Raw genomic sequence first — 12238 nt, 5'->3', positions numbered from 1 at the left:
AGAAACCATGTATCCCGATCCTTCCTCCCGTTCACAGGCGCTGCACACGCGCGCCAAGCGCAGCCTGCCCGGCGGCAACACGCGCACGACCGTCTATCTTTCGCCCTACCCCGTCTACGCGGCGCAGGGCGCCGGCTGCCGCGTCCGCGACGTCGACGGCAACGAGCTGATCGACTGCATCAACAACTTCACGGCACTCATCCACGGCCATGCGCACCCGGCGCTGGCCGCGGCGGCGCACCGCCAGATCGACCTGGGCACCGCCTTCGGCATGCCGACCGAGAGCGAAATCGCGCTGGCCGAATTGCTGGCCGAACGCGTGCCGGGCATTGAACACATCCGCTTCACCAACTCCGGCACCGAAGCCGTGATGATGGCGCTGAAGGCCGCTCGCGCCTATACCGGTCGCCCCAAGATCGCCAAGGTCGAGGGGGCCTACCACGGCTCCTATGACCATGCCGAAACCAGCCTGGACGCCAGCCCCGCGAACTGGGGTGAGGCAACCGCGCCCGCCTCGGTGGCGCACTCGCAGGGAACGCCGGCAGGCGTGACGGCGGACGTCGTGATCCTGCCCTTCAACGACTGCCAGGCCACCGAAGCCCTGCTGCGCGCGCACGCCGCCAGCCTGGCCGGCGTGCTGATCGACCTGCTGCCCAACCGGGTTGGGTTGATTCCCGCCAGCCCCGAGTATCTGCGCATGCTGCGGCGAGTCACGACGGAGCTGGGCATCCTGCTGATCGTCGACGAAGTCATTACGCTGCGCCTGGCGCCAGGCGGTGCGCAAGCGCGGCTGGGCGTCACGCCGGACCTGACTACCGTCGGCAAGATCATGGGCGGCGGCTTTCCCGTCGGAGGCGTGGCCGGACGCGCGGACGTGATGGCGGTATTCGATCCCAGCGCCGGCCGTCCGGCGGTACCCCACGGCGGCACCTTCTCGGCCAACCCCGTCAGCATGGTGAGCGGACTGGCCGCCATGCAATTGTTGGATAACGCAGCCTATGCCCAGCTCGACCGTCACGGCGACATGCTGCGGCAGGGATTGAACCAGGCCTTTGCCGACGCCGGCATCGCAGGCCAGGCCACCGGGCTGGGATCGCTCGTCAAGCTGCATCTGAAGGCGCAGACGCTGACCAGCTACCGCGATGCCTATCCCAGTCCGGAACAGGCTCAGGCCATGGCACGCTTCAATCGCGAAATGCTGAACCGCGGCGTGCTGATGGCCAGCTATGGACTCATCGCCCTGTCCACGCCCATGCGGGATCAGGACATCGCCCAGATCGTCGAGACCGCGCATGCAGCGCTCAACGTCTTGCGCCGCGAAGAGGTGTTGGCATGACTGTCACCGTAGGCATAGACGTAGGCGGCACCTTCACCGATCTGATTCTGGTCGATGACGAATCCGGCGCCGTGCGCATCTCCAAGGTCCCCAGCACGCTGGAGAATCAGGCTTTCGGCGTGCTCGAGGCATTGCGCCGCACCGAGGTCCCCCTGGAACGGGTGGACAGCATCGTCCACGGCACTACCACCACCACCAACGCCGTACTCGAACGCAAGCTCGCCAAGGTCGGGCTGATCACCACCGACGGCTTCCGCGACGTGCTCGAACTCGGCCGGCGCACCCGGCCGCACGCCTACGGACTGACGGGCAGTTTCGTGCCGCTCATCCCCCGCGAGCTGCGGCGTGAAGTTCCCGAGCGCATGGACGCCCAAGGCAAGGTGCTGACTGCGCTGGACGAGGAGGCATTCGTAGCCCGGGTCCGGGAACTGGCACAGACCGGCGCGGAAGCCCTGGTCATACATTTCCTGCACAGCTACGCCAATCCCGCCCACGAGCTGCGCGCCCTGGAACTGGCGCGCCAACACTGGCCGAACGACTACATCACCGCCGGCCACACCATCATTTCCGAGTTCCGCGAGTTCGAGCGCGGAACCGCCGCCGCCGTCAACGCCTCAGTCCAGCCCATCCTGGACCGCTACATCGACCGCTTGCAGAGCAGCCTCACCGCGGCGGGCTTTCGCAACGACCTGCTGGTGATGCAAGGCAACGGCGGCACCGTATCGGCGCGCACCATCGCGCGCGCCGCCATCAACACCGTCATGTCCGGGCCGGCGTCGGGCGTCATGGCCGCGGCCTATTCCGGCCGGATGTCCGGGTACCCGAATCTGATCACCTATGACATGGGCGGCACGTCTTCCGACGTCGCGCTCATCGAGAACAGCGTGCCCAAGGTATCCAGCGAGCTGGAGCTGGAGTACGGCATGCCCCTGCACGTGCCGATGGTCGATGTGCATACCGTCGGCGCGGGCGGCGGCTCCATCGCCCGGGTGCAGGCCGGCGGCATGCTGCGCGTCGGCCCCGACAGCGCGGGCGCGCGCCCCGGCCCCATCTGCTACGGACGCGGCGGCGAACTGCCGACGCTGACCGACGCCAATCTGGTGCTGGGGCGGCTCGACCCCGATCGCCTGCTCTCCGTGGATCGCGCGGTCACCGTGGACGAAGTGGCCGCGCGCATCGAGGAGCACATCGGTCGCCCGCTGGGCCTGGACGCGGTGCAGGCTGCGGCGGCCATTCTGCAGATCGGCAACAACAACATGGCCGGCGCCGTGCGCTTGGTCAGCCTGGCCCGCGGCTACGATCCCCGCGATTTCGCGCTCTTCGCCTTCGGCGGCGCGGGGCCGCTGCACGCCGTCGCGCTGGCGCGCGAACTCGCCATACCGACCGTCCTCATTCCGGTGCGCCCCGGACTGACCAACGCCCTGGGTTGCCTGGTGGCGGATGTGCGGCATGACTTCGTAAAGTCTTTCAACCGGCCGCTCAAGGATCTGACGGACGCCGATCTGCAGGCCTGCCTGCATGACCAGATCGCCCTGGGGCATGCCGCCATCGAGCGCGACGGCATCGCCGTCTCCGACATCGAAATCTTCCATCACGCGCAGATGCAGTTCCAGGGCCAAAGCCATCTGTTGACAGTGGCCGTCGAAACCGGCGCCGCCACCGTCGCGCAGCTGCAGGAGGCTTTCGCCCGCGCCTATTGGCAACGGTTCCAGGTCGAACTCTCCGAGTTGCGACCGGTTCTGGTGACGCTGGACACCAGCCTCGTCGGCAAGCGCCACGCCATATCGCTGGACTCGCTGCGCAGCACAGGAACGGCCGCTGCGCCGCCACGGCGGCGTCCGGTGTGGTTCGCGGAAACGGGCTGGACCGACACGCCCATCTACCCACGCGAGCACATCCCCGCCGAAGGCCTGAACGGGCCCGCGATCATCGAACAGCTGGACGCCACCACCGTCATCGACCCCGGCGCGCACGCCCGCGGCGACGGCTACGGCAACCTCATCATCACTCTCTAGGGCAGATGCACTCCCATGACCCACATCGACCCCGTCACGCTGACCGTCATCCAGAGCGGGCTGCATCAGGTATGCAATGAAATGGACCTGGCGCATTGCCGCGCGGCGTTCTCGCCCATCATTTCGGAATCTCAGGACCGCTCCAACGGCATCTATCACCGCGACAGCGGCGAACTCATCGCCCAGGGAGAGCTGGGCCTGCCCATCTTCGTGGGCACCATGCAGTTCTCCACCCAGGCCGTGATCGAACGGGCCAAGGACATCGCCCCCGGCGATATCTTCATGGTCAACGATCCCTACCTGGGCGGTACCCACCTGATGGACGTGCGCTTCGTCAAACCCTACTTCTATCGCGGCAAGCTGTACGCCTGGCTCGCCAACACCGGCCACTGGCCCGATATGGGCGGCATGGTGCCCGGCGGATTCTCTGCCCACGCCACCGAAATCGAGCAGGAAGGACTGCGTCTTCCTCCAGTCAAGCTCTACAAGAAGGGGGAGCTGGATCCGGAAATCCTGTCCATCCTGATGTCGAACATCCGCATCTCCGAGCAACGCATCGGCGACATCAAGGCCCAGGCGGCCGCGCTGGCCATCGGCGAACGACGGCTGACCCAGCTGTTGGACCGCTACGGCCAGGACACCGTCGACACCGCCATCGAAGAACTCAAACGCCAGGCCTCCGTCCAGACCCGCGCCGTGATCGCCGCGATTCCTGACGGTGAGTATCTTGGACAAGCCTTCCTGGATTCCGACGGCGTGCAGGACCAGCCGCTGAAGGTGGCGGTGCGCATCCGCAAGGAAGGCGAGCTCATGCACTTCGACCTCAGCGAATCCAGCCCGCCCTGCGCCGGCCCGATGAACAGCGTCATCGCCACGACGCGCTCATCCATCTACCTGGCGATCAAGCATGTTTTCCCCGAACTGCCCATCAATGCGGGCCTGTTCGAACCGCTGCGCATCGAGGATCCCGACGGCACCTTCCTTTATGCGAAGTATCCCCGGCCGGTATCGGGCTGCGCCGCGGAGGTCAGCCAGCGCATCGCCGAAGCCGTATTCGACGCCTTGCAGAAAGCAATCCCCCAGCGCCTGTTCGCGGCGCCCGCCGGCACCACCGCCAATCTTGCCATCGGCGGCGATGACCCCATGCATGGGCGCTCCTATGTCATGTACGTCATCTCGGGCGGCGGCTACGGCGGCCATCCCGCAGGCGATGGACTGACCAACGGCTGCTCCACCATCGGCATCTCCAAGGCCGCGCCGGTGGAGGTCCAGGAACAGTTGTATCCGGTGCTCTTCGAGCGCTACGCCATCCACGAAGGATCCGGCGGACTGGGCGAGTTCCGCGGCGGCATGGGCATCCATTACCGGATCCGTCTCAGGGCAGGCTCGGCGCGCGCTTCCATGGTCATGGACCACGGAAAATTCGGTCCGCCCGGCGCGGCGGGTGGGCAGGAAGGCGGCCGTACCCGCGTCACTGTCTATCGCGACGGCGCAGCCTATGTGCCAGCCCATGTATCCAAGGATCAGGGGATCGTCATGCAGGCCGGCGACGTCATCGAGGTCTACACGCCCGGCGGCGGCGGCTATGGCGATCCCGCGCGGCGCTCGACACTCGCTCGCGAGAACGATATACGGCAGGGCTACTACCCCGGCTGACGCGCCGTCCCGCACGGGACGGCCGTGGCGCCCACGGACTTCGGTCCGCGGCGCCGTTCCTATTTCTGTAATTCCTGTTGGCTTTTACCCGATGACTAATCTTCATTAGACGGTTTTCACCACGCGCCTACAATCCTCGCCAGGGTCAACTCAAATAAAAAGACCGTGGAGACAAGATGAAGACAGCCGTTCCTGGCGGGGCCTCCCTTCTCACCCGACTCAAGTACCTGGCATTGGCCGGCCTGTTCATGGCGGCCTCCGGCCACGCGCAGCAGCCGGCAAAGCTGGTCGTCGGCTTACCGGCCGGCGGATCGTTCGATACCGTGGCCAGGATCGTGGCGGAGAAGCTTCCCAATCATCTGGAGCGGCCCGTGGTGGTGGAGAACCGCCCCGGCGCGCAGACGCGCATTGCCATTCAGGCGGTCAAGGGCGCCGCGCCCGACGGAAGCAGCTTGCTGGTGGCGCCGGGCGTGGCCATCTTCCTCTACCCGCACCTGTTCCGACAGCTCAATTACGATCCCTTCGCCGACCTTAAGCCGGTGACGCAGCTGGTGAGCTGGGACATCGTGCTCGCCGTCGCGGCCGATAGCCCCGTCACCTCGTTCAACGAGTTCCAGACCTGGGCCAGGCAGAATCCGGACAAGGCGTTCTACGGTACATCCGGCACCGGCAGCCTGCAGCATTTCCTGGGCGTTTCACTGGCCAGGCGCCTAGGTACGCCGCTGGAGCACATCGCGTTCAAGGGCGGCAAGGACGCCGTGACCGCGCTCCTGGGCGGACACATCAATGCCATCGTTATGGATGCGGGCGAAGTGGTCCCGCTGGCGCAGGCTGGCAAGCTGCGCGTTCTGGCGACCTTCAGCGCACAACGCGAACCGGCGCTGCCGCAAACGCCGACCATGCGCGAACTCGGGCTGGGCGAACTCGAGACCTCGGGCTGGGCTGGGCTGTATGCACCGGCCGGCACCCCAGAGCCAGCCATCCGCAAGCTGAATTCGGCGGTAAACGACATCCTCGCCCTTCCCGACGTCGCCAAGCGTCTTTCCGAGCTGGGCATGCGACCGGCCGGCGGCACACCGCAGGCGGTCGACGCGCTGGCGCGCCAGCAGCTCGAGCAGTGGCGCGATACCGTGGCCCAGTCCGGCTTCGTGGTCGATTGAGCTGCGCCGCCCGCCACCCATTTTCTGATCTCACTGGATCAAGTCCCATGTTCGCATTGACCACCCTCGACATCGCCTCTCGTCCCGTTGCCTGCCTGGAAATCGAAGGGCGGAATTATCCGCTGGCCACCTGTGCCCAGGTGTTGGACCAGCCCGCCCTGGATACCTCCGTCCGCGATCTCTTCGAAGACTGGCCGCGCTCGCTGGCGCTGCTTGAGCAGGCAGCCGCCCGCCGCTCCGCGCTCGACGGCCATGAGGTCTCCGGACCGGTGCGCCACATGGCTCCGCTGCAGTATCCGGGCAAGGTGCTTTGCGCCGGGGCCAACTACCATGACCACCTGGCGGAAATGAACGTCCCGAACGCCGAGGACAAGTCCGCACAGCGCCTGTTCTTTTTCTTCAAGCCGCCCCGCCAGGCCGTGGTCGGCGAGGGTGCCACGGTACACATGCCCATAGGCTGCCAGCGCCTGGACTGGGAGATCGAACTGGCGCTGGTGATAGGAAAGACGGCCAGGAATGTGCTGCCGGAAAATGCGCTGGACCACGTGGCGGCGTACACCGTCGCGGTCGACATGTCGGCGCGCGACCTCAACAAGGCGCCCGACACCTTCTACAAGCTGGACTGGGTGGCCGGCAAAGCGCATGACACCAGCTGCCCGCTCGGACCCAGGCTGGTACCGGCGGCGTTCATCCGCGACCCCATGGACCTGGGTCTGAAGCTCAGCGTCAACGGCCAGATCAAGCAAAACGCCCGTACCAGCGCCATGGTCTTCGACATCCGTGAGCAGCTGGCAATCCTGAGTCGCATCATGACGCTGGAACCCGGAGATCTAGTACTGACGGGCACGCCCGCCGGCGTGGGCGCGCCACAAGGCACGTTCCTCAAGATCGGTGACGAAATCAGCGCAACGATCGAGGACATCGGCACGCTGGCGGTACAGATCCAGGCATCGCGCTGACATCCTGGCCGGCCACGGCCGCACCTTTCCAATGAGGCAGTTCCATGCAGTCTCTTTTCTCTCCCCTGCCCGCTACAGCCGGCGACACCATCTTCGCGCTGGTTGAAGCCTTTCAGAACGACCCTGCGCCCCACAAAGTCAGTCTCAGCATCGGCACCTACTTTGCCGAAGACGGCAGCATCCCTGTGATGCGCGCCGTGCGCCAGGCCCGCGACATGCTTGTGCAGGCGGGAAAGCCGCATCCCTACTTGCCCATCCCCGGCTCGGCCTCATACCGCAACGCAGCCAGATCGCTGATCTTCGGAGCCAATGGCCCCGAGCCTGAGCGCGTGGTGACGACCCAAAGTGTCGGCGGCACCGGCGCCTTGAAGCTGGGCGCGGACTTGCTGCGCCATATCTGCCCCAAAGCGACGGTCTGGGTCAGCGATCCGACATGGGAGAACCATGCTCAGATCTTCCGCCAGGCGGGCTTCGCGGTGCATGAGTATCCCTACTACGACGCCCAAACTGCCACCGTGCGCTTTGCGCAGATGCATGACGCGTTGCAGGCTCTGCCGGCAGGGTCCATCGTCGTGCTGCACGCCAGCTGCCACAACCCAACTGGCGTGGACCTGTCTGCAGATCAGTGGGAGGCACTGACCGAACTGTTTGCGCGCCAGGGCCTGATTCCCTTTTTTGACCTGGCGTACCAGGGGTTCGGACTAGGTCTGGATGCGGACGCCGAACCAATCCGGGCAATGGCGCGGGCGGGCGTGGAATGCCTGGTCGCCAGTTCCTTCTCGAAGAACTTCTCCCTGTACGGCGAACGCTGCGGCGCCCTGAATATCGTGTGCCGCGACGAAACCGCCGCCGACCGCGCGCTGGGCCAGCTCAAGCTGCTGATACGTGGAAACTACTCCACGCCTCCCACGTTTGGCGCCGCCCTGGTTGCCGCCATTCTGAGCGATGACGCGTTGCGGCAAGTCTGGACCGATGAACTGGAGCAGATGCGGACACGGCTCGTCAGCCTGCGCGCCCGCCTGTCCAACGCGCTGACGCAATTGACCGGCACGCGCGAAGCCTGGGACTATATCGAGCGACAGCAAGGACTGTTCTCCTACATGCGGTTGAGCCCCCAACAGGTCGAATCGCTGCGCCGCGAACATGCCGTGTATCTGCTGAAGTCCGGCAGACTCTGCGTTGCCGGCCTGACCGACGGCAACATCGATTATGTCGCACGCGCCATCGCCGCTTGCGCGCAGCGCTGAACATTTCTCCCTGCGCCCGCAAGTCCGAGGCGCCCCACTGACAGGAGCAAGGCAATGGCCCTACCCAACCGGCTTATGGCCGCGAGTTCCGGATTGATGCTGGCCCTGGGACTGACACTGCCGGTGGCCAAGGCCGCCTCCGATGCCGGCCTGCTGCAGGAGGCCCTGCAACGGGCGGACCAGACCGAGTCTGAAGTGATCGCATGGAGACGCCACATACACCAGCATCCTGAGCTGTCGTACCAGGAGACCGAAACCGCGAAGTACATCGCCGACGCCTTGCGCGCCATGCCCGGCATCACCGTCGAGACCGGGATAGCGCGCACAGGCGTCAAGGCCGTGCTCAAGGGCGGCAAGCCAGGACCGGTGGTGGCGTTGCGCGCCGACATGGACGCCCTGCCCGTCGAGGAACGCAATGACCTGCCATTCCGCTCGCAGGCCAAGGCCGTATGGCGCGGAGAGCAGGTATCGGTTTCCCACGCCTGCGGCCACGACACTCATGTCGCAATGCTGCTGGGCGCGGCCAAGGCCTTGTCGGCGATGCAGGACGAACTGCCCGGCACGATAGTCTTCCTATTCCAGCCCGCCGAAGAATGGGGACCCGACAAAGAGCCCAGCGGCGCCAGGGCCATGATCGCGCAGGGAGTGCTGGAGAATCCCAAAGTGGACGTGGTCTTCGGCCAGCACATCAGCGCCGGCGCCCCCTCCGGCACCATCGCCTATCGCGCCGGCCCTACCATGGCCAGCGGCGACCGCTTCGAGATCTCACTGCACGGCAAGGGCGGACACGGCGGACGCCCATGGACCGCGAATCCCGCGCTCGTACCCGCGGCAGAACTGACATTGGCGTTGCAGGGCATCACCAGCAGCAAGGTGGATCAATCCGACGGCGTCACCGTACTGTCCATCGGCATGTTGCAGAGCGGACGGCGCGCAAACATCCTGCCCGAAAGCGCCGAACTGGCGGGCACGGTACGCTCGCTTTCGTCGCACAACCAACGCATCGTCCACGAGGCCATCCGCGCACGCGCCGAGCATATTGCGCAGGCCTACGGCCTGAGCTCCAAGGTGAACATCTACACCGGCTACGAGGTCGTCGACAACGATAAATCCCTGACCGGCAGCTTGATACCTGCATGGCAGGAAGCGGCCGGCGCCGGCAAGACAGTTGAAATGCCCGCGCCATCCACCGGCAGCGAGGACTTCGGCGCATATGGCGTCAGCGGCAAGGTGCCCTCGGTCTTCTGGTTCATTAATGCCTCGCCATTGGGCGACAAAAGCGGCGCGCCCAACCATTCGCCGGAGTTCGCCATCGACGAAAGCGCGCTGCGCGTGGGTGTACGCGCGCTGGTGGCTTCCGCGCTGACGTACATGGACAAGCAGTAGGCCGCCCCCCCCCACATCCCGATCCCGCCCGGCGCCGCTACGCGCACCGGGCGTTCCTTCCAATGCCCCCGATACGGGGAGCTGATCGTGCCCTGTTCGTTCTGTTCCCGAACGGACCATGTCTTCCATCCCAGCCTTCCGACCGTCCCCTAGCACGCTCGTGCTCGCACGAGCGTGGCGCGGCAGGGTCTTTCCTTGCTCCCAATCCCCATAAAGATACCGATTGGTATTTTTAATTGCTCATAAAAAACAAAAAATCTCAGCATTAAAAACCGGGATTTTTTATATGGGAAAACGCGATTGACATAAAAACATACCGAATGGTATGTTTGCCCAAAGAATGCAGCCCGCCGCTGAAGGAGACAATCGGCGGACGGTCTGCACGCAGGCTCACCAACCCATGGCAAGGATGTCTAAGAATATGGATACCCCACGTTGGAAGCAGCGCCCGGAAGGATCGAATTGGGGAGACTTCGGCCCTGACGATCAGATCGGACGCATGAATCTGCTAACCCCGCAAACGCGCTTGCGCGCGTTCCGCGAGGTGCAGGAAGGCCGGGCGTTCTGCCTCAGCCTGCCGCTGGACTACCCAGGCGGGAACACTTTGTTCCAGCATCGCCGGGAACCGCAGTTCTCCTACGACAAGCGCGGCGACGGCCACAACTACAACTATCGGCTGTCGCAGGTCTGCCCCTGCTTCAACGACGTCGTTTCGGACGACGCCGTCCTCATGTTCCTGCAGTACTCGACTCAATGGGACGGGCTGGGGCATGTTGGACAGATGTTCGATGCGAACGGCGACGGGCTGCCCGAAAAGGTCTACTACAACGGCTATCGCGGCGGCCTGGACGTGATCGGGCCCGATGACGCAAAGAGCGGCCTGGGCGCCAAGGCCATCGGTATCGAACGCATGGCCACCGCCGGCGTCCAGGGGCGTGGCGTGCTGGTCGACCTGGAACGCCGCTACGGGCGCGAACGCGCGCTGATCGGCTATGACGAGCTGATGGCAGCCCTGGACGGCGTCGCGGTACTGCCCGGCGATTTTCTCTGCCTCTATACGGGCTTTGCCGACCTGATCCTGGAAATGAACAAGCAGCCGGACGGCGACGTCCTGGCGCGCTCGTGCGCCGTGCTGGACGGCCGCGACGAACGCCTGCTGCAATGGATCACCGACTCCGGCATCGTGGCAATCTGCGCCGACAACTTCGCGGTGGAAGCCTATCCGGCCACGCCAGGCAAGGGTGAGCACTATCCCGGCCTGCCCCTGCACGCGCATTGCCTCTTCAAGCTTGGGCTGCATCTCGGCGAACTCTGGTACTTCGCAGAGTTGGCGCAATGGCTGCGCGAGCATGGCCGCAGCACCTTCCTGCTGACGGCGCCGCCGCTGCGCCTGCCCGGCGCGGTAGGTTCGCCCGTCACTCCCGTCGCCACCGTCTGAAGCCGGCCGCGGGCGCTACGCCCGCGGCTCTCACCTCTTTGCCGGAGACCGCAATGCTGAATCGCATTCCGGCCTGGGCCGCCTTGGCCCTGGCCAGCCTCGCCCCACTTGCGCAGGCCGCCTCACCCAACTACCCAGACAAGCCCGTCACGCTTGTCATTCCCTTTCCCCCCGGCGGCACCAGCGATGTGGTGGGCCGGCAACTCGCCATGCAGTTGGGCGAGGAGCTGGGAGGGACCTTTGTCGTCAACAACAAGGCCGGCGCATCCAGCATGATAGGCGCCACCTTCGTGGCGCGCGCACCCAAGGACGGATACACCCTGCTACTTTCCTCCGGCAGCACCTTCACCGTCACGCCTCATTTGATGACCCAGATGTCGTACACGCTGGACGACTTCGCGCCGGTTTCCGCTGTCGCCACCGTGCCGTTCGCCTTTGTGGTGAAGAAGGACTTTCCCGCAAAAAACGTGGCCGAATACGCCGCCTATGCCAAAGCTCATCCCAGCAAGGTCAACAACGCCACCAACGGTCTCGGCAGCATGGTCCATTTGCTGGGCGAGCTGGCTGCAGCTGGCATGGGCGTGGACGTGACGCAGGTGCATTACAAGGGCGCGGCTCCCGCCACCGTGGACATGATAGGCGGCGTGGTCGACTCCAACGTGGAGGCGCTTACCAGCGCCGTTCCCAGTGTGCGCGCCGGGCAGTACCGCGCGCTGGCCGTGCTGAGTCCGCAGCGTCAGCCGCTGTTGCCCGACGTGCCCACATTCGCCGAGCTGGGCTATCCGGACGTGGTCGGCGAAACCTGGTACGCCGTGTTCGCTCCGGCCGGAACCCCGGCGCCAGTGGTCGACAAGCTCAACGCCGCACTGCGCAAGATCACGGCTTCGCCGCAGTTCGTGCGCACCATGCAGCAGATCGGCAATGAACCGCGCAGCAGCAGTCCGGCGGAACTGCGCGATATCACGTTGCGGGAGAGTCAGCGCTGGGGCGCGCTGATCGAGAAGTTGAAGATCCCGCCCGTGCAATAGGCGGGATCGCGGG

The 12238-nt window shown here is 65.4% G+C and carries 9 protein-coding genes; all 9 read left to right on the top strand.

The window, feature by feature from the left end; genetic code table 11:
* Positions 1 to 7: 7 nt before the first annotated feature.
* The 9 genes from IB268_RS03885 (at position 8) to IB268_RS03845 (ending at position 12225) form a co-directional block, all read left to right on the top strand.
* Entirely contained in the window at positions 8 to 1336 is a 1329-nt protein-coding gene (locus IB268_RS03885; RefSeq protein WP_192352834.1) for an aspartate aminotransferase family protein, read from the top strand.
* Positions 1333 to 3351, top strand: a complete 2019-nt coding sequence (locus tag IB268_RS03880) for a hydantoinase/oxoprolinase family protein (protein WP_119450421.1) — start codon at positions 1333 to 1335, stop codon at positions 3349 to 3351. Before IB268_RS03885 ends, IB268_RS03880 begins: the two co-directional genes overlap by 4 nt.
* Positions 3352 to 3366: 15 nt before the next feature.
* A complete protein-coding gene (locus IB268_RS03875; protein WP_054452149.1) occupies positions 3367 to 5007 on the top strand; it encodes a hydantoinase B/oxoprolinase family protein in 1641 nt (546 codons plus the stop codon).
* Positions 5008 to 5183: 176 nt separating this feature from the next.
* Complete coding sequence (locus IB268_RS03870; protein WP_175159828.1) at positions 5184 to 6167, top strand: tripartite tricarboxylate transporter substrate binding protein; 984 nt, start codon at positions 5184 to 5186, stop codon at positions 6165 to 6167.
* Between the two features lie 47 nt (positions 6168 to 6214).
* Positions 6215 to 7126 (top strand): fumarylacetoacetate hydrolase family protein, encoded by a 912-nt coding sequence (locus IB268_RS03865; RefSeq protein ID WP_192353836.1) that lies wholly within the window; start codon positions 6215 to 6217, stop codon positions 7124 to 7126.
* Positions 7127 to 7170: 44 nt separating this feature from the next.
* Complete coding sequence (locus IB268_RS03860) at positions 7171 to 8373, top strand: amino acid aminotransferase (protein ID WP_192353835.1); 1203 nt, start codon at positions 7171 to 7173, stop codon at positions 8371 to 8373.
* Positions 8374 to 8427: 54 nt separating this feature from the next.
* Positions 8428 to 9759: a M20 family metallopeptidase gene (locus IB268_RS03855; RefSeq protein ID WP_370540004.1), complete on the top strand. Its 1332-nt coding sequence runs from the start codon at positions 8428 to 8430 to the stop codon at positions 9757 to 9759.
* A 421-nt stretch (positions 9760 to 10180) separates the two neighbouring features.
* Positions 10181 to 11197 carry a cyclase family protein gene (locus tag IB268_RS03850; RefSeq protein ID WP_125471767.1) on the top strand — a complete coding sequence of 339 codons (1017 nt, stop codon included), beginning with the start codon at positions 10181 to 10183 and terminating at the stop codon, positions 11195 to 11197.
* 53 nt (positions 11198 to 11250) lie between these two features.
* On the top strand, positions 11251 to 12225 hold the full coding sequence (locus IB268_RS03845; RefSeq protein ID WP_192353834.1) for a tripartite tricarboxylate transporter substrate binding protein: 975 nt from the start codon (positions 11251 to 11253) through the stop codon (positions 12223 to 12225).
* Positions 12226 to 12238: the final 13 nt, after the last annotated feature.

Origin of the sequence: Achromobacter sp. ACM01 (assembly GCF_014851745.1) — a bacterium.
Classification (GTDB): domain Bacteria; phylum Pseudomonadota; class Gammaproteobacteria; order Burkholderiales; family Burkholderiaceae_B; genus Achromobacter; species Achromobacter aegrifaciens.
This window is presented reverse-complemented; position numbering and strand designations above follow the sequence as displayed.

Excerpts from the sequence above, each read along its gene's own strand:
- IB268_RS03885 (WP_192352834.1), top strand. The coding sequence starts at position 8 with ATGTATCCCGATCCTTCCTCCCGTTCACAGGCGCTGCACACGCGCGCC.
- IB268_RS03880 (WP_119450421.1), top strand. The coding sequence starts at position 1,333 with ATGACTGTCACCGTAGGCATAGACGTAGGCGGCACCTTCACCGATCTG.
- IB268_RS03875 (WP_054452149.1), top strand. The coding sequence starts at position 3,367 with ATGACCCACATCGACCCCGTCACGCTGACCGTCATCCAGAGCGGGCTG.
- IB268_RS03870 (WP_175159828.1), top strand. The coding sequence starts at position 5,184 with ATGAAGACAGCCGTTCCTGGCGGGGCCTCCCTTCTCACCCGACTCAAG.
- IB268_RS03865 (WP_192353836.1), top strand. The coding sequence starts at position 6,215 with ATGTTCGCATTGACCACCCTCGACATCGCCTCTCGTCCCGTTGCCTGC.
- IB268_RS03860 (WP_192353835.1), top strand. The coding sequence starts at position 7,171 with ATGCAGTCTCTTTTCTCTCCCCTGCCCGCTACAGCCGGCGACACCATC.
- IB268_RS03855 (WP_370540004.1), top strand. The coding sequence starts at position 8,428 with ATGGCCCTACCCAACCGGCTTATGGCCGCGAGTTCCGGATTGATGCTG.
- IB268_RS03850 (WP_125471767.1), top strand. The coding sequence starts at position 10,181 with ATGGATACCCCACGTTGGAAGCAGCGCCCGGAAGGATCGAATTGGGGA.
- IB268_RS03845 (WP_192353834.1), top strand. The coding sequence starts at position 11,251 with ATGCTGAATCGCATTCCGGCCTGGGCCGCCTTGGCCCTGGCCAGCCTC.